This window comes from Plantibacter flavus (assembly GCF_051487245.1).
In the GTDB taxonomy this organism is placed as follows: domain Bacteria; phylum Actinomycetota; class Actinomycetes; order Actinomycetales; family Microbacteriaceae; genus Plantibacter; species Plantibacter flavus_B.
Window position 1 is genome coordinate 495,921 of the sequence record NZ_JAHVDH010000002.1, and the last position, 17,833, is coordinate 513,753.

General features: G+C 65.0%; 13 protein-coding genes. 6 read left to right on the forward strand and 7 right to left on the reverse strand.

The window, feature by feature from the left end; translation table 11 throughout:
• Positions 1–72: 72 nt before the first annotated feature.
• From KXS11_RS06100 to KXS11_RS06115, 4 genes are read right to left on the reverse strand one after another with little or no spacing between them, the layout of a single operon-like run.
• Positions 73–1,347, reverse strand: coding sequence for an ABC transporter permease (locus KXS11_RS06100; RefSeq protein WP_437384662.1), 1,275 nt, complete (start codon positions 1,345–1,347; stop codon positions 73–75).
• Positions 1,344–2,645, reverse strand: coding sequence for an ABC transporter permease (locus KXS11_RS06105; RefSeq protein ID WP_437384663.1), 1,302 nt, complete (start codon positions 2,643–2,645; stop codon positions 1,344–1,346). The genes KXS11_RS06100 and KXS11_RS06105 overlap by 4 nt, the downstream gene beginning before the upstream one ends.
• On the reverse strand, positions 2,642–4,159 hold the full coding sequence (locus KXS11_RS06110) for an ABC transporter ATP-binding protein (protein WP_437384664.1): 1,518 nt from the start codon (positions 4,157–4,159) through the stop codon (positions 2,642–2,644). The genes KXS11_RS06105 and KXS11_RS06110 overlap by 4 nt, the downstream gene beginning before the upstream one ends.
• Before the next feature lie 21 nt (positions 4,160–4,180).
• Positions 4,181–5,248, reverse strand: coding sequence for a BMP family lipoprotein (locus KXS11_RS06115; protein WP_437384665.1), 1,068 nt, complete (start codon positions 5,246–5,248; stop codon positions 4,181–4,183).
• Positions 5,249–5,629: 381 nt separating this feature from the next.
• Here KXS11_RS06115 and KXS11_RS06120 point away from each other — a divergent pair, with 381 nt between their 5' ends.
• The 3 genes from KXS11_RS06120 (at position 5,630) to KXS11_RS06130 (ending at position 9,310) form a co-directional block, all read left to right on the forward strand.
• Positions 5,630–6,643 (forward strand): LacI family DNA-binding transcriptional regulator, encoded by a 1,014-nt coding sequence (locus KXS11_RS06120; protein WP_437384666.1) that lies wholly within the window; start codon positions 5,630–5,632, stop codon positions 6,641–6,643.
• An 80-nt stretch (positions 6,644–6,723) separates the two neighbouring features.
• Positions 6,724–8,154, forward strand: coding sequence for a Gfo/Idh/MocA family oxidoreductase (locus KXS11_RS06125; RefSeq protein WP_437384667.1), 1,431 nt, complete (start codon positions 6,724–6,726; stop codon positions 8,152–8,154).
• A 361-nt stretch (positions 8,155–8,515) separates the two neighbouring features.
• Positions 8,516–9,310, forward strand: a complete 795-nt coding sequence (locus KXS11_RS06130; RefSeq protein ID WP_437384668.1) for a hypothetical protein — start codon at positions 8,516–8,518, stop codon at positions 9,308–9,310.
• Positions 9,311–9,374: 64 nt separating this feature from the next.
• On the opposite strand, the gene KXS11_RS06135 is transcribed toward KXS11_RS06130, so the two are convergent.
• The 3 genes from KXS11_RS06135 to KXS11_RS06145 all read right to left on the reverse strand — a co-directional run bounded on the left by KXS11_RS06135 (position 9,375) and on the right by KXS11_RS06145 (position 14,088).
• On the reverse strand, positions 9,375–10,790 hold the full coding sequence (locus KXS11_RS06135) for an amidase (protein ID WP_437384669.1): 1,416 nt from the start codon (positions 10,788–10,790) through the stop codon (positions 9,375–9,377).
• A gap of 1,025 nt (positions 10,791–11,815) precedes the next feature.
• Positions 11,816–13,486, reverse strand: a complete 1,671-nt coding sequence (locus tag KXS11_RS06140) for an ATP-binding protein (protein WP_437384670.1) — start codon at positions 13,484–13,486, stop codon at positions 11,816–11,818.
• Positions 13,486–14,088, reverse strand: coding sequence for a hypothetical protein (locus tag KXS11_RS06145; RefSeq protein WP_437384671.1), 603 nt, complete (start codon positions 14,086–14,088; stop codon positions 13,486–13,488). Before KXS11_RS06145 ends, KXS11_RS06140 begins: the two co-directional genes overlap by 1 nt.
• Before the next feature lie 500 nt (positions 14,089–14,588).
• Here KXS11_RS06145 and KXS11_RS06150 point away from each other — a divergent pair, with 500 nt between their 5' ends.
• The 3 genes from KXS11_RS06150 (at position 14,589) to KXS11_RS06160 (ending at position 17,208) form a co-directional block, all read left to right on the forward strand.
• The gene (locus tag KXS11_RS06150) at positions 14,589–15,227 is read left to right on the forward strand and encodes a hypothetical protein (RefSeq protein WP_437384672.1); all 639 of its coding nucleotides are present in this window, start codon (positions 14,589–14,591) and stop codon (positions 15,225–15,227) included.
• Between the two features lie 2 nt (positions 15,228–15,229).
• A complete protein-coding gene (locus KXS11_RS06155) occupies positions 15,230–16,663 on the forward strand; it encodes a hypothetical protein (RefSeq protein ID WP_437384673.1) in 1,434 nt (477 codons plus the stop codon).
• Between the two features lie 260 nt (positions 16,664–16,923).
• Complete coding sequence (locus tag KXS11_RS06160) at positions 16,924–17,208, forward strand: hypothetical protein (RefSeq protein ID WP_437384674.1); 285 nt, start codon at positions 16,924–16,926, stop codon at positions 17,206–17,208.
• Positions 17,209–17,833 lie beyond the last annotated feature (625 nt).

The following is a 17,833-nucleotide window of genomic DNA, read 5'->3' on the forward strand; positions in this document are numbered from 1 at the left end:
TGTCTGCCTGTTCTGTGGGGAGTGAGCGGAGGAGAGGGGTGGTCTGCGGGATCGGGCCCAATCGACCTGGTCTCATGACGTGGTGTACGGCTTCCCGACGGCCGCTGGTCCACGGCTCCTGCCGATGAGTCCGGCAAGCGCGACCATGGTCACCAGGTACGGGAGCATCAGCAGGAACTGGGTGGGTACTGGAGAGGGCACGGCGAGTTGGCCGAGGACGTACTGCAGATTGGTCGCGAAGCCGAACAGCAGTGCGGCGAGTGCGGCGCGGAGGGGATTCCACTGGCCGAAGATCACCGCCGCGAGCGCGATGAACCCGGCACCACTCGTGATGTCCTTCGAGAACGCCCCGACCGATCCGAGCGTGAAGTATGCACCGCCGAACCCTGCGACGGCGCCTGCCAGCAACACGTTCCAGAATCGGGTGCCGTTGACGTTGATACCGACGGTGTCCGCCGCTTGGGGATGCTCACCCACGGCGCGCACCCGAAGACCCCATCGGGTCTGGTACAGGCAGAAGAAGACCACGAGCACAGCGAGGTACATCGCGTAGACGATCACCGTCTGGTTGAACAGCACCGGTCCGATGACCGGGATCGCACTCAACAGGGGAATGGCGATCGGCAGGAACTGTGGCGGGGAGTTCAGTGCCGCCGCGTTGGCAGCGAGCAGATTCGAGTACAGGAAGCTGGTCAGCCCGAGGACGAGCACGTTCACCACGACGCCGACGATGACCTGGTCCACCAGGTACTTGATCGAGAACGCCGCGAGCACGAAGGACACGAGTGCGCCCGCGACGAGCGCCGCCAGCAACCCGGCGAAGAGGTTCTGGGTCACTGAGGCCACGAGCGCGGAGACGAACGCCCCGGCGAGGAGCTGGCCTTCGATGGCGACGTTGACCACGCCGACCCGTTCTGAGATGACACCACCCAGCGCTCCGAAGATGAGCGGCACGCTGAGCGCCAAGGAGCCGGCGAGGAGTCCGGCGACCGGAACGGTGTTGCCCGCGGTCGCCCATGTGAGGAACCCGAAGAGCACGACGACGATGAATGCGCCCACCATCCAGAGCGGGGTCTTTCGTCCTGTCCTCGTGAGGATCGCGCTCGTCGATGCGATGAGGGCCGCGATGAGGGCGACACCCACGCCGACGGCGCGCACGCCGACGACGACGGGTGGGAGCACGATCGAATCGGTGTCACCCGTGCGCAGCGCGTAGACGACCTGGCCGTCTCTCCCGAAAGCGACGAGCAGCACGACCGCGATGATCGCGACGATACCGATACCGATCGGAGTGCGCCATGAGCGGGTGATGACGCTCGTTCGGGCCTGCGCGGACAGAGTGGTCATTTCGCTGCTCCTTGACGGACGGGGCTGACGTTCGCGCGGCGGATACCCGGCTGCGGGAGGTGGAAGATGCTGCGGACGAGCGGTGGCGCCGCGATGAAGAGCACGATGATGACCTGGATGACCGAGACGAGGTCGATGTCGATGTTCTGGGCTGCCTGCATCGTGTATCCCCCCGCCTGGAAGATCCCGAACACGACGCCTGCGATCAGGACGCCGAGCGGTTTCGAGCGTCCGAGGAGTGCGACGGTGATGGCCGTGAAGCCGATGCCCGCGTCCAAGGTGTTCGTGAAGCCGGACGTGACCTGCCCGAGTACCTGGTACGCGCCCGCGAAACCGAGGAATCCGCCGGAGATCAACATCGCCACGACGTAGGTGCGTTTCACCTCGATGCCCGCCACGCGTGCCGCCCGTGGGTTGATGCCGACAGCGCGCACCCTGAACCCCAGGGCGGAACGCGTCAGCAACCACCAGAACAGCCCGGCGCCGAGGATCGCGACGAGGAGCCCGACGTTCACGGCGAAGCCGGATCCGAGCAGCGGCGGGAGGACGGCTGTCGGCAGTGCCGGAGCTGAGACGGGGTTGTTTCCGTTCGGCGCTTGCAGGACGGGCGTGGTGAGCAGGAAGCTCACGAGATAGAACGCGATGTAGTTGAGCATGATGGTCGAGATCACCTCATGTGCTCCCGTCAGCGCCTTGAGCAGGCCGGCGATGCCGGCCCACGCAGCACCGGCGGCGACCGCAGCAGCGACGGCGACGACCACATGCACGACGGGAGGAAGCTGCAATGCGAACGAAACGTAGCCGGCGGCGGCCGCGGCGATGAGGATCTGCCCCTGCCCGCCGATGTTGAACAGCCCGGCTCGGAATCCGAAAGCGATCCCGAGACCCGCCGCGATCAGCGGTGTCGCGAACCCCAGGCTGGTGAGCAGTGGAGCGATCCCACCGACGAAGTCCGGTGCCGTGATGTCGTACACGCCGCCTTGGAAGAGCGCCGCATATCCGCCGAAGACGGCATCCCAGATGGCTGCGAACGTGTCGGACGGGCGGCTGAAGAAGTATCCGGCCGCACGCTGCACCTCTGGGTTGACCGCCGCGATGAGCACCGCACCGATGACCAGGGCGAGGAGGACGGAGAGAGTGGAGACGATCGTGTTTCCGCGCAGGACGTCGTCGATCGCGGTACGGAGCGCCGACCGCTCCGTGCGTCGACGTGGCGCGAGCTGCTGCGCCGGGACATTGGTGGTCTCAATCGGCGAAACCTCGGTCTCGCTTCTGGTGACCTCGTTGCCGGCGATCATGCCGCTACCTCCATTCCGGCCGGGATCTCGCCGGCCATCATGAGCCCGAGGACGTCGCGGGGCGTGTCGCCCCGCACGATTCCCACGATCCGACCTCGGTACATCACGGCGATCCGGTCGGCGAGTGCTGTGACCTCGTCGAGTTCCGTGGAGATCACGATGACCGGCACGCCTGCGTCCCGGGTCTGAACGATGCGTTCGTGGACGAACTCGATGGAACCGACGTCGAGCCCGCGTGTCGGCTGTGCAGCAACGAACAGTCGGAGCGGGCGGCTGAGTTCCCTCGCGAGCACGACCTTCTGGGCGTTCCCGCCGGACAGACGCGCGACATGGGTCTGCGTGCCCTGCGCACGGACATCGAATTCACGGATCTTCTCCTGGGCGAAGCGCTCGAGGTAGGCCAGTTGCAGCGTGCCGTGTTTCACGAACGGCGCCTGGGTGCTGCGGTCCAGCATGAGGTTCTCCGAGATGGAGAACTCGCCCACGAGTCCGTCCTCGTTTCGGTCTTCGGGGATGAATCCTGCGCCGGCGCCGAGGATGTCGCCGATGCTCGCCCCCCGCAGCGACGTGCCATCAAGCGTGATCGTCCCGCTGACGTTGGTTTGGAGTCCGAAGATCGCTTCGGTGAGTTCGGTCTGTCCGTTTCCCTGGACACCGGCGATCGCGAGGATCTCCCCCGTCCGGACGGTGAAGGTGACGGAGTCGACGACGCACCGGCCGGAGCGGTCGAGGACGGACACGTCCCGGAGGACGAGCGCATCCCTGCCCGGCTGGGCCGCGGTCTTCGCCACGGTGAGTTCCACGCTGCGACCCACCATCAGTGACGCGAGTTCCGCGTTCGACGCCGTCGGAGCCGCTGTCCCGACGATCTTGCCGAGGCGCACGACCGTGATCCGGTCAGCGACCTCACGGACCTCGCGCAGCTTGTGCGTGATGAACACGATCGCTGCGCCTGACGCGCGGAGCTGGCGCATGATCTCGATGAGTTCGTCCGTCTCCTGCGGGGTGAGGACGGCGGTCGGCTCGTCGAAGACCAGCACACCCGCGTCCTGCGACAGCGCTTTGATGATCTCCACGCGCTGCTGCACCCCCACCGGCAGGTCTCCGACGATCGCATCCGGATCGACGTCGAAGCCGAACCGGGCGGAGATTTCTCGGACACGTGCGCGAGCGGCGTCCAGGTCGAGTCGACCGAAGGAACTCTGCTCGTGGCCGAGCACCACGTTCTCTGCGACGGTGAAGACCGGCACGAGCATGAAGTGCTGATGGACCATGCCGATCCCGGCCCGCATGGCGTCGCCGGGGCCGGCGAACCGCTGCTCGACGTCGTCGAGCAGGATCGCTCCCTCATCCGCCTGGTACAGGCCGTAGAGCACGTTCATGAGTGTGGACTTGCCAGCACCGTTCTCACCCAGCAGGCAATGGATCTCTCCAGGGAGGACGGTCAGATCGATGTGGTCGTTGGCGATCAGGGCGCCGAAGCGCTTGGTGATGCCTCGGAGTTCGAGTTTCACGATGGTCTCCTCAGGATGGGGCTACTTGTCGGCGCCGTCGACGGAGATCGTCCCGTCGACGATTCCCTTGGTGACCTCCTGAAGCGCGGCGGCCAGCTTGGGGTCGACCTTGTCCGCGAAGTCGTGGAACGGTGCCAGACCGACACCGTCGTTTTCGAGCGTGCCGACGTACGGAGCGTTGTCGAAGGTGTCGGCCTGCCCGGCATTGAGCACGACGGCTTTCACGGTCGGCCGCACGTTCTTGAGCATCGAGGTCAGGATGCGGTCCTGGAGGCCGTTGGTGTCGGTCTCGTATGTGTCGGCATCGACGCCGACGAGCACTGCATCCTTCGCGGAGGACGTGATCGCGGCGCCGGCGCCCTGGTAGAGCGATCCGGCGATGGGCAGGATCACGTCGGCGTCGCTGTTGAGGAAGTTGGTGGCGATGGTCTTGGAGGCGTTCTGGTCGGTGAAGCTGCCGACGAAGGTGCCCTGTTGCGTCGCTCGATCCCAGCCGAGCAGCGTGACGTCCGCCGTGTTCTGCGCGTTGTAGTAGGCGATGCCGTCAGAGATTCCATCCATGAACGTCGTGACGGGCGGGATGGACTCTCCGCCATACGTGGCGACGACACCGGTCTTGGAGTAGGCGGCCGCGGCGTAGCCCCCGAGGAAACCTGCTTGTGCCGTGTCGAACACGACGGGCTTGACGTTCGGTGCGACGATCGAGCCGTCGTCGACCATCGCGAAGTCAGTGTCAGGGTATTTGGCTGCCGCCTCAGTGATCGGCGCGACGAGTCCGAAACCGGAACCCACGATGAGGTTGCAACGCTGACTCACCAGCGCCGCGATGTTCGACGCGTAGTCGTTCGGGGACTTCGACTGCACGGACTTGAACGTCCCACCGAGCTCTTTCGCAGCATCCTGCACGCCCTCGTACGCGAGCTGGTTGAACGACCGGTCGTCGAACCCTCCCTGGTCGGAGAGGATGCATGGCAAGAAGTCGGAAGCAGCGCCGCTGGCTGCGGGCGCTGGTGCGGTCGCGCATCCGGCCAGCGCCAGCATGGCGGTTCCGGTGAGTGCTGCGGCGATCATGCGTTTCGTCGTGGACATCTTCGTTCCTTTCGCGGCCGTACGGCCGTCGTGCTCGTCGTTGAGTCGGTAGTGGTTGGACGTCGAACACCGGCGCGGGGGCGGCACGGGTCGATCTGGTGCGATGGAGCGCAGTCAGTATGCACGATCGTTAAGCGCTTGACAAGCGAAACTTCGAAGCACAGCGGAGAATCTCCAATCCGCTCCACGCATGACGTCGAGCGCTTAACACCCGAGCTGCTGCACATCGGCCGCTTTGCGCGGGACGTGAGACCACGCTGGGGCGCGGAGCGGCTGCAGACGAGGCTGGCGGACTAAGCTTCGAGATGACCCTCCGGCCCTTCGGCGCCGGACGACGAGATGAAGGACTGCCGTGACCGACACGACCATCGGAGGCACCACGTGGCTCGTGTGACACTCGCGGACGTCGCCCGACGCGCCGGCTGCTCGGGCGCAGCCGTGTCCCTGTGGGTCAACGGCAAGAGCGACGGACGCCTGACCGACGAGAGTGCAGCCCGCATCGAAGCCGCCGTCCGCGAGCTCGGCTACGTGCCCAATCGCGCAGCACAACAGCTCGCCCTCGGAACCTCCCAATCGGTGGCTTTCCTCTTCCCCGGCGCCCTCTACGGCGACTTCTTCGCCAGCATCGTCGACGGCGTCACCGGCCACCTCGGACCGGAGTGGGAGATGTCGTTCGTGGACGCCAAGCCTCCGACCAACGCGCATCCGACCACGTCGCCGCTCGAGCGGGCGCTGCGTGGCAATCCAGCAGCCCTCGTCGCGGCCGCCCCTTCAGCAGCGATCCTCGACGAACTCCGCCAGGTACAGGTGCCCACAGTCGTCATCGACGCGCCGTCCGCGCCGCCTCACGTCTCCCTGATCTCACTCGACCTGGAGTCGAGCGTGAGCGACCTCGCCGCCCACCTGCAGCAACTCGGGCACCACCGGGTCGCGTACGTGTCGTTCCTCGCAGAGTCCCTCAGTCTCGCCTCGCGCCGCAAGCTGGTTCGCAAACAGCTCGCGGCGCACGACGTCGAACTGATCGACGAGGACCTCCTCCTCGGCGCACTCGAGCTGCAGGCCACGAAGCAGGCCTTCCTGGAGATCTGGCCGACGTGGGAAGCGGCCGGCGTGACGGCGGTCATCTGCGCCGACGACCGCCACGCCTACGGCATCCTCGCCGCGGCACGCTCCGCGGGCATCGACATCCCCAGACAACTCTCCGTGGCCGGCTTCAACGACCTCGACCCGAACACTCTCCTGGACCCGCCGCTCTCAGCAATCTGGCTCCCCGCGTTCAGCATGGGCGAATTGGCAGCCGACGCGCTGGCCGAACACATCCGGACCGGCCAACCCGTCCGGCACCGCATGGCGACGCGATACGTACCCCGAGCATCGATGACGCAGCGCCGATAGCCGCCGTGGCGCTCGAAGTCCGTTCGTGCTAGCGTCCGTTAAGCGCTTGATGCGCCTCTCGATCGAAAGCGAACGCACTGATGAACATCCCGCAGCGCACCCCTGCACGTCCACCCGGAATCGGCGTCATCGGCGCGGGATTCCACGCGAGCACCAACCTTCTCCCCGCCCTGCGCATCGCCTCGGTCCCAGTCCGGGCCGTCGCGACCCGGAACGCCACCCAAGCCGCTCGTGCGGCTGCCGCGATCGGTCCGGACGTCCGCTCCTACGGCACGGCCACGGAACTCCTCCACGACCCTGAGGTCGACGGCGTCATCATCTCCGCCCAGCCGCGGGATCAGGTGGCGCTCGTCGAGCAGGCGATCCGCGAGCGACGACACGTCCTCGCAGAGAAGCCACTCGGCCTGAGCAGCGCCGAAGCCCGCCGTCTCGCGCGCTTGGCCGATCAGTTCGATGTGACACTCACTGCGGCGTTCATGAAACGGCATGCGCCGCTCTATCGACAGGTCGCCGACCTCCTCGAAGGACGACGACTCGGCCGGGTGCACTCGTTCCAACTGACCTTCGCGTGCGACAGCACCGCGTTCGCGCATACTCCTGCGGAATTCCTCCTCTTCGCGGCGATCCACGTCGTCGACCTCACGCGGTGGCTGTTCGGCGAGGTGAGTTCCGTCGTCGCGGAGCGGACAGTCGACGGACCCGCCACCACGATCAGTGCGACACTCCTCTTCGGTTCCGGGGTCGTCGGTTCGCTCCAGCTCACGGGGCTTCCGAGTCACGACTCCGAGATCGAGCGTCTCCTCGTCTCCGGTGACCGCGGGTGGCTGGAGACGGACGGTGCACGCAGACTCTCCGTGCACGACGCCCCGAACAGCGCCGCGTCCCCGGGCGACCTGACCACGGTGACCACCGAGCACACACCGAGTGAGAGCACCATGTCCGGCGGGACCGCGGATCTGCTACTGCGTGGTTTCGTCGGCGAGATGACGCACTTCGCAGAGCTCCTGGCCGATCCCCGCTCAGCGGCGGGAGCAGCCTGGGACAACGTGCGAACGATGGAACTGTGCGAGCGGATCCTCCAGGCATCCGAACCGATCCCCGCCGGCGACACCGTCGTCTGGGAGCTCGGAGCCGCTGGCCCCGTTCGCGACCGGTTCCTCACGGACATCCTCGATGGCAGGAAGTCCGGCTCGACATCGCTCCGCATCGCCTACGAGCATCGCGCTGAGCCCGTTCCAACGGTCGGGTCGCGTCGCTGGGTGCTCGACTCCAACGGACTTCCCGCTGCTCTGATCGAGTACACGGCGGTCTTCGAGGGTCGCCTGGACGAGGTTCCGGATGACGTCGCCAGACATGACGGTGCCGATCTTGCGCGGTTCATCGACGATCACCTCTCGTACTTCGCGTCGCTCAGCTCCGACATGCGGACGTACCTCGGGGATCCCTCGTGGACGCCGACCCCCGCATCGAACGTCGTGGCCACCACCTTCCGCCTCGTCGGAGTCGCCTGAACCGGAGACGGCAGCCGCGACGTTCCCACGCGGCCTCGGCCGTGGGGGTTCGGGCCAGCGTGCACGACAGTCGCCGAGATCCGCGCGACGTCGCCGTGCTCGTACGGTGGGCCCTGCCGGGATCGAACCGACGACATCCACGGTGTAAAGGCTCACAGGACGGGTCGTACTGGTCAGGTGCACTGCGCAGGCGTTGCTGACGCAAGCACATTGAGGCCGAGGTTGCACCGCGCAGGGACGTCACAGGGACCAATTTGAGCATCTGATGTCCGCGCTCCGCGACCGAACCGAAACAACTGACCGATCGCCGCGCGGCGCGTCAAGAATAGGTTGAATGACCAACTCGCGGTAGCCTCCGACTATGTCCCTTGCTGAGTCAGACAGGCGCGTGTCCTTCGTCTCCACAGGCGTTGCGGCGCAGTTTCTCGGACTCGATTCTGGCACCGTGCGCGCGATGATCGAGACTGGTACCTTGCCTACCCCACAATGGATGACCCTCGGACATCGAATCGAGCGAATCTATTCCATCGAATGGCTACGACTCGCTGGCGAGGCAATCGACGTCCAACGACTCGCGGGCCTCGAGCTCGGCTTCGAGTCGAACGAGTCGGTGCAGTTCGTCGTCCGCTTCAACCGCGCGGAGTGGTCGCTCTCGGATGTGGCGTCCACACTTACTGGCGTGAACGAGTTGTGGGCTCTCTGTGGTTCCACGCTTGACCCCGAAGCCGGACCGCTGCCCGAACTCAACGTACGTCGCCTGTCCGCCGGCTCTCCAATGGACCTGTACGCCTGGGTTCAGGCCGGATGGGGCGCGCTCGGCACGGGCGTCGTTGCGGCGTTATTTACCTACGTCATCAAGAACCCGGACAAAGTAGCAGAAGCACTTCCGCGCATGGTGGCAGGCTGGCGGGAGCAGTGGACCCGCGCAGACGAAGCTCGGATCGCGCAACTCATGGCCCGGAGCCGCCGAAAAACATTCGAAGAGCAGGCACGGTCGGTAATCGAGCTGTTTCCCACAGTGACCGCCACGTCGTTGTCAGGCGACGGCACATCTAACCTCGATCTCGCTGCACCACGGTCAGTCTCTACTCAACCAGGGCTTGCACGAGACCCAGATGCTCCCCCGATCCCGGAGATGTTCGACCTGGATCAGTAACTCCGCACCTGACCGATACGACACACGGGTCATGATCGATTGAGCGGATCCAGGCAGCACGTCCTCAGAGCATCGCCTGAGCCATGGCGAGCAGCGTGCGGTCCGACCAGGCTCGGCCGAGCATCTCGACACCGAATGGCAAGCCGTCAACCGCTCGTCCGGCCGGGAGCGACAGCGCAGGAAGCCCCGTGGCAGCCGCAAGATCACTGTTGGCGCGCGGCGGCGCTTCACCCAGCAGCGGGGCGGTCTGCCTGGTCGTCGGGTAGAGCACGGCGTCAGCGCCCGATGTCGCGAACAGCTCGTCGACCGCTGTCGAAACCGTGTATCTGGCCGCAATCGCACGTCGGTGGGCGGTCGCCTTGGCTTCCGGGTCGGTGAGGTAACCGCGCAGCCAACCGTCGATGGGTTCGACGACCGAGTCGGTGTCGAGCAGCGACTCCAGCGTCGGCACGGGCTCAGCTGGCGTGGTGTGCTGAGCGAAGAAGTCGTTCAGGGCATCACGCATTTCGAACGTCGTGATGTAGGCGTCCGCGATGTCGTCGAGCAGAGCTTCCGGAAGCTCGATCTCATCGACGACGACCCCACGTGCCTTGAGCCTGTCGACGAACGCGTGCACGACGGCGGTGACGGGCGAGACGACCGAACCGAGCCCGATGACGGTTGGATTCGTGATCAGCAGCACCCGGCGTCCGAGCAGCGCGTCAGGCTCGTGGAGGACCGCAGTCGGAGCTCCCTCACCGAGAATGGCATCGAGCACGAAAGCCGTGTCGGTCGCGTCGTGCGTCACCGCACCGAGCGTGTCCATCGACGGCGACATGGGAACGACGCCCGACCGGTCGAGGAGCCCGGCAGTTGGTCGCAGTCCGACGAGGCCGCTGTGGGCCGCCGGGATCCGAATGGATCCGCACGTGTCCGTCCCGAAAGCGACGGGGGCGAACCCAGCGGCCACAGCCGCTGCCGATCCACCACTGCTGCCGTCGGGTGACCGGTCGAGCGCCAGCGGGTTCTTGGTCCCCCCGAGCCGCGAGCTGTTCCCGACGACCCACATCCCGAGGTCGTCGAGGTTGGACTTTCCGAGCAGGACCGCGCCTGCCGCCCGGAGTCGTGTGACGATCCAGGCATCACCGACGGACTGCCAGGCGGCCAGAGCGGACAGGCCGGCACTCGCCGGCAGGTCCTCGGTCGTGTAGTTGTCTTTCACGAGCACCGGAATCCCATGCAGCGCACCACGTCGCCGTCCGTCGCGAAGCTCATCGTCAGGTTCCTGGGCCACGGCGATCGCGCGTGGGTCGAGCGTGATGCTGCTGTGCACCCCTGCGTCGTACGCGTCGATGCGTGAGAGATAGTCTCTGACGAGTTCGACGGACGTCGTCCGGCCGGAGTCGAGGCGGTCGCGGAGAGCGACTACCCCGATACCGATCAGCTCCGCGCACACGCTGTCCGGCCCGAGCAGGTGTTCAACCGTGGTGGTCGTTTGCACGGCGGCAGCCTCAGTCGACGAGGCGGAAGTCTGGGACATAGTTCTTCGGTGAGAAGACCGTGAGGTGTTGCACGATACACGCTAGCGGGCTGAGGCTTCAACAACAGCTCGGCCAACACTTCGCTGGTGCAGATCCAGCATCGATCAGGCGTTCTAGGAGACGTCAAGGACTCCGGCCACTCTTGCGGTGATTTCCATGGCGCGAACGGCGATACCGAGGTGGACCAAGTCGACACCCACGTCAGGGTAGTGAGGGGCGAGCGCCTGCGAGCAGTAATGGACCTGCGTCGTTCGCGGCCGTCGCCACTCCGGCTGGATCCAGCATGCCGACAACGAAGACCATGACTAGTCCGACCCCAGGAGAGCGTCACGGGTCCGGCGCGGCCGTCACTCGGTTGCAACGAAGACCCGCCCGTCCGTGGACACGGGAACCGGGTCCGAGCCCGGAGAGACGAACGCGGCCGCCCCTCGCTCGAGCAGCAGCAGATCAGCCCCGTGTTGCACTCGCGCTATACCGTTGGTCACGACGATCACTGTCGCCTTGCCCGGGCAAGGTCAGTTGCCGGCCCGGGCCCGATCCGGACGAGCTGGAAGCCATCGACCGGCACCGGGTAGACAACCCCGCCATCGGCGCGCGTGACCGGCTCGACAAGCGGTACCGGCGACGATTCGCAATCGAGCACGGTGAGCTGTCCTGGATTGCGGTGAAAGGCGATCCCCGAGAAGTAGTGATATGCACCACTGCACTGTCCCCGGCGGTCGTTCGACGGGCGGGCGTTGCCGTTCGAACAGCGATGAGAGCGGGATGAGGTTCTCGTAAGTCGCTCGCCGCTTGGGCATCAGGGAGGATGAGGTGCGCCAGGCGTTGCTCGATGAAGGGAGGCCTGATTCGTCCGCGGGGCCGCCGTCCTCAGTCGACGTCATAGCGATCCAGTGTGTCGACAACTAAGCAGCTACACGCGCGCTGTCGCCCTGGGCGCCTGCTCGCTGTCAAGGATCGCGAGGCGCACTCGCGGTGCCGTACTTCAGACCGCGTACAGTGCGCCCGCGTTCGCCCAGACACGGCGGAGCGCTGCGCGGATTTCGAAGGTGGCATCGCTGCTGTCCCGGGCCGGGTCACGCTCGAACTGGAGATCAGCGAGCGCCACTGCGTATCCGGTAAAAGCAATCTCGTAGCAGAGACGTCGGAAGGTCGCCTCGTCGTCGGGCAACACCTTTGCGGCCTTGACGACCGGGTGATCGAGGTTGATAGTGATCCGTCGCCCTTCGGGGTCCCAACGGTAGCGATCGTAGTCGCCGCCGTAGTGGTCGAAATCCACGGAGAGTCCACCGCGGCGACGACTGTGCCCGGTGCCTGCCGCGGTGACGTTCGTGTCTCCCGCCGAGTCCGCGATGCCCGCAGGAGAGGCGTTCTCTCCACCCGGCGCGTCAGGGCCTGGTGGAGCGGGTGTTCGCGGCGTCGGGTCGGGATTGGGAACGGGGTCGTGGACGTTCTCGCCGCCGACGCCATCCTCGCGACCCTTCTCCTCGCCGTTCGGATCGACGACCTTCTCACTTGGGTCTTCGTCGGCACCTCCGGCAACGCCGTCGAGCGGTGTGCGACGACGCGTCGTGTTGCCGAGCCCTTCCACTCGTTCCCGGAAGTCCTTGAGGTCGGCGTTGAGGATCTCCTCGATCTTGTTGGTCGTTTCTTTGAGTCGCTTGGCATCAGCATCGGCCTTGGCCCGACGGCCAACCTGAACGAGCTCTTGGCGCACCTGCTCGAGGCTCGCGCCAATGAAAGCGATCAGAGCAAGAGCAACCGGATGCGCAGCGTTCAACTTCATGCTGCGATCATTCGTGTACGCCGCCTGGGGTTCGTACTTGGGATTGTCGAGCTCCGGGCAGTCAACGTGGCCGAAGAGGTTCTTGCCGTACTCCTTCGTGTCGACACCAGAGGCTTCGACTGCGATGAGGTTGTCAGTTCCGATCGTAATTTGTACTCCGCGATGGATGTCGTCGAGCGGTGCGGTCGAGGCGGAGACCCGGAGTTCGATGTCGCCGAGGAGCACCACCTGCTCGACCGTCGGCTTGAACACGCGGGTGAGCGTCGCCGTCGGTCGAACAATCTCGCACACGCGGCCGTTAACGGTGACAACCGGTGACCCCTGAAACGCCGACAGGTGCCGCTCGATGAGGGCGACAATCGGCTCCTTCGCGAGACGAACGCTGATACCCGTGATCTCGACAGTTGTGCCGTTGGGCTCGCCTGCCACGTCAGCTTCCTGCTCGATGAACGTGACTGGCACCTGAGCACCCTCAGAGGCCTCGATGGCAACGCGGTCCAGCTTGACCGTCTGGCGCTTGCCCCCCTTCGTGGTTGACACTGTGAGGCCAGTGCCGATGCCAAACGCCGCGGACTTCCCGGTGCCGAATTTGCCGCGCCCAGGCACACCCTTGCGTCGTTCTCTGTTCTCGCCGTGCATCGTGAAGAAGTGCTGAAGCCCGTCGAGGTCCATTCCGGACCCGTTGTCCTCGATTTTGATCTTCTTGGCCGGAATGTCGACGGTGACATTGATGTGCGCGACCGTCCCCGGATCGAGGTACTGAAGCGAGTTGACGACGTATTCCCAGACTGCGGCTTCCGGGGTTCTAAAAAGCTGGGCCGACTGGATGATGTCGCGACCGACGTGAGTAGTGACTTTGAGCTGATTCATTAGTTTCCCTCCTCCTGGCGACCGGTCGGTGCGCGCAGAGCGAGTGCAGCCGGTATCGCTTCTTTGATAAATGCGTAGATCTCGTCGTCGCCGCGCGCAAGCTCCTGGAGTTGCGCGGCCTTCCGAGTCCGATCTTTGACAGGCGTGTACTCGTCAATACGGAACACATCGGCCGCCTGACGTGGCGTGAACGCTTTGCCCTGGGACCAGAGCCGGAATGCCTCCGATGTTGCAATGCGAGTGGTCGCGGCGCCCGATTCACGGGTCTCGACCCTCCAGCGCCGCGTTGCAGCGGAGGTCGGCGCGACGGTTATGTCTAAGTCATCAAGCAGGGATGGGTTCTCCTCGATCCACTCCACGCCGCGCGGCGTAAGGTGCCAGCCTTTCTGTATTGACCCTTCGATTCGAGGTTCCCTGCCCTCACCTTCATGGCGAAGAGTCGTGCGCACTGCGTCGAGGTCGACTCGATCGCGGTACTTCTTCCACCCGAAGGCAACTGCGTCGATGGCGTGGGCGGCGATGGCCGCGTCCTCGGTGTCGATCACCTGCGTGGCACCACCGAGCTGTGCCAACGCCACGACGGTTACATCCTTCTTCGTCAACCTCACGCGAGAGGCTCCCTTCGCACACTTACTACTTATCTGAGCGTCGCACACTTGCTACCGTGTGTCAAGATAGCCGTATGGAGCAAGTGGATAAGGAAGGATTCGAACCCCTGCAACTTGCTGCGCGAGCCGCGCTCCGCGGCTGGTCTCCCGCAAGAGCGTCGATGGCGCTGCGGGCAGCAGGCCTGGATGGCCGCGAGCGCGCGAGCCTCGATTCCATTGCAGTGGACAGTGGCGTTTCCCGCGAGACGGTACGGCGCGCTCGGAACGAGTTGCTAGCAGCGATCGACGCTCGATCGCGCGATCTCAACTCCCCGCCTCCGTATTCCAACCCGGCCCGAAGCGGGCGCGTTACCTCCGGTGCCCCGGTGTCCGCCCGCGCGCTCCGACGCCTCCTCACCATGACGGGGCCACTCGCATGGGACGAGATCCTTACCGCATGGGCGCGGGCGGGTGGGAAGCCGCCGTACACGCCACTCCCGAAGGACGTCAGATCGATGCGCCGCTGGATCGAGTCCGTGGATGGTCTAGTTGTCAGCACCGAGGTAGGCATGAGCAGTCCGGTGTCCATCAACGTCGCCAGGGCGGAAAAGCTCGACCAAGTTGGTCAGTTCCTCTACGAGGCGCTACACGGACACTCGAGTGGCGTTGATCGGGCAGACCTGCTCGCGATGGCCGAGGGCGCGGGTCTCAAGCCGACGACGATCGCGACGGCCCTGAGCCAGCATCCGGCGGTCATTCGACTGGGGCGCGGCACTTGGGCGCTCCGGGGGCGAAGTGATCCGCTACAGAGAGGTAGCGACGCGCTTGTCACCCAACGAAAGGCGAAACACGCACGGCCGACAACCTTCTCGTGGGGCAGCGACGGGTCGTTGAATATTGAGTTCTCGGTACCGCGAGGGCCGAGCCCGGTTGTCGCTGTTCCAAAAGCGGTCGCCCAGTTTGTTGAGGGTAGGGCGTTTGTCGTTGAGGACGTGAACCGACCCGCCCGCATATCGATCGGAAACGCGCGTCTTTGGGGATTCGGGCCGCTAGTTTCGGAGTTGGGACTCGCCGCGGGTCAGCGTGCGCGCATCTCGCTACGCCTGATCGCGAGTACCGCCATTTTTCAGGACGCCGAGCCGAAGGGCATATGAGAGTGTACGGACCGACGCTTGAGGATGAATTCGAAGACCTCCTCGCCAGGGCGTACAAGGCGGCCTCTGGCAAGGATCCGAGCACGGGCTGGCTGACGGCGCTCGCGATGCGAGCCGGGACTCGCGGTTCAGTTGCTACCCTCGACCAGGCTGCAGATACCCTCGGGGTGACGCGGGAACGCGTGCGGCAGGTAATGACCAGGATCACGCCTTTCCTCAACGGGGCCGCAGTTGGCAATCTGCGAGAGATCGCCCAGACGATCGCCGCACGTTCACCCGTGCCGGAACCCGTCGGTCGCCGCCTTGCGCGGACAGGCCTGACGCGACCGACGATGACTGGTGAGGGGTTCCTCAACGTCCTGAAATTGCTCGGGACATCTCCAAAGGAGCTGATCGGCACCGACCTAGTGAGGGTCGATGAATGGCTCGTCGAGGAGTCAGAGGTGTCGGTGATGAAGTCGCTCTCGATGGCGAGTAAGCACACTAGTGCCTTCGGTCTGACCACGGTGGAGGAGATTCGGCAGGCGTTAGCAACGCCGGACCGCCCGCTTGACGCCGCCGACATTCGCCGTGTCCTGAAGAAGGCGCCTGCCGTGAGGTGGGCGGGTGACTGGCTCTGGGTCGAGAAAGAGACTGATGGCCTGCACGCAAACCGACTGGTGAACACGGCGCGGTCCGTTCTTTCCGTGAACTCGCCGCAAACGGTGCCATCGATCCACGAGGGTGCTCGACGCATGTGGAAGTTCCGCCGTCTTGACATCCTCGCTCCGATCGACGCGATGCAAGCCTTCTTCGAGGCAAGCCCGCACTTCGTCGTCGAAGGAGAACTCGTAAGTCCAGTCGAACCACTCGACTATCGCGAGACCCTTGGCGGCGTAACGGCCACAATGATCGACATCCTCAAGACATCGCCGTATCAGGTCATGGATCGCCAGTCACTCAGCGAGGCGTGCAGCGATGCAGGGATCGCTCGCGGAACTTACGGCATTTGGACAACATACGCCGAATGGATGCAAAGATTTGCACCTAACGTCTGGGGGCTGCGAGGCAGCAATCCCAACCCCGCGGCGGTGGAGGCTGTCCGCCTGGCCGCACTTGCGCGCTCAAAGGCAGAGCCACGCAGAAGATCCTGGACGTGGGCTCCTGACGGAAGCGCCGTGCAGACGATGGACGTGACTACGTCGCTCCTGGGGAGCGGCGTCCTTTCGTTTGAACAGGACATCCACGCGCTTCTCGCCGGTCAATCGTTAACCGTCGTGAGAAATGGGCAGTTCCTCGCCACGGCAAAGCTCGGTGCCGACCACTCCTTCAGCTGGGGATGGCACCCCGTACTTGACGCGCTCGGCGCAAAGCAAGGCGACGTCCTCCAGATCCGCATCAACATGGCTGCGCGCACGGCGGACGTGAGAAACGGAAGCCAGGAACTGTGGGACTGACTCACTGTTGCAGGGTTGTCCCGAATCGAGGCCGCGCATTCCGGAGTCGGGGCCAGCTTTACCACGGATAGGACCATTCGAATCGAAAGGAGGGATAACGCCCGCAGCACGTGCGAGTTCTCCTGCCTGCCTCAGAGTGGACATTCCCGGCGGCTCAAACAACCAGTCCGGCGCGGAGAACGTTGACACGTCGTGTTCTCAGGGCTTCTGAGGGGCGTCGCCCGCAAGTGCGGGCGCCTTATCACGATACGCGAGGGCCGGTGACGAAGAAACGGGTCCAACCTCGGACACGGCTGCGCCGAATCTGCAACCAAGCGTCTTTCGGCCGCATCAACGTCCACGTGGTCGCGGACATCGACACCGTGGCCGTCGACCGCGGCCAGCCCTTCGACATTCTGTTCGACCCGGCGCTGCACGCCGACGCACTGACCTACGATGCGGTGGCACAGCAGGGCATGGACGCTGAACCCGCTGATGTCGCGGATTTGCACATCCAACATTCGGTAGGCCCTACCTGGATCGAACCGGCGACATTGACGACCTAAGGCGCTCCCGGGATGGGGATTTCCTCGTGTCTCGGGCCGCAGATATTGCCTGGGGTTTCCTCTCTGCGGCTCGCATTGCACCTCCCGGGACGCCGCGGGCGCGGGGCGACGATGCCGATAAAGCAACTCGTCGCGTGTTGGCCCGCCCCTCTCATGGCGGCAGCAACGCAGACCATCGATCATGTCTATATGTAGTAATAGTACCGCGGTGGAAGCGGGATCGGATGGCGCTGCGGTGGCCGCGCAGCGCCGCGCAAACATGTCCCGACCAGCGCGCCACAGCAACGTCGATTAGCAAAGCAATAAGCTCGCGACCCCGGCCGTCATCGATCCGGTGATGGTGACGTCGCCGGACGACCGACGGACTTAGTCGAAATCGTTGTCCCATTGGCGCACGGACGCCATCCCAACGAACTCCACTTCACCTCACCGAGTGGCGGGCGCTTGAACGGTCCGAACTGGAAGCGCGCTGTCCACTGGACGGCGAACTGCGACGGCCGACGAGTCCAGGACCTCCGCCACACCGCCGCGACCTTGTGGCTCACCAACGGGGTCGACCCGAAGACCGTCCAAGCATGGCTGGGCCACTCGACAGCCACGCTGACTCTCGACACCTACTCGCACT

Coding starts and splice junctions, on each gene's coding strand:
- KXS11_RS06100 (WP_437384662.1), bottom strand. CDS start 1,347: ATGACCACTCTGTCCGCGCAGGCCCGAACGAGCGTCATCACCCGCTCA.
- KXS11_RS06105 (WP_437384663.1), bottom strand. CDS start 2,645: ATGATCGCCGGCAACGAGGTCACCAGAAGCGAGACCGAGGTTTCGCCG.
- KXS11_RS06115 (WP_437384665.1), bottom strand. CDS start 5,248: ATGTCCACGACGAAACGCATGATCGCCGCAGCACTCACCGGAACCGCC.
- KXS11_RS06125 (WP_437384667.1), top strand. CDS start 6,724: ATGAACATCCCGCAGCGCACCCCTGCACGTCCACCCGGAATCGGCGTC.
- KXS11_RS06130 (WP_437384668.1), top strand. CDS start 8,516: ATGTCCCTTGCTGAGTCAGACAGGCGCGTGTCCTTCGTCTCCACAGGC.
- KXS11_RS06140 (WP_437384670.1), bottom strand. CDS start 13,486: ATGAATCAGCTCAAAGTCACTACTCACGTCGGTCGCGACATCATCCAG.
- KXS11_RS06150 (WP_437384672.1), top strand. CDS start 14,589: ATGCGCCGCTGGATCGAGTCCGTGGATGGTCTAGTTGTCAGCACCGAG.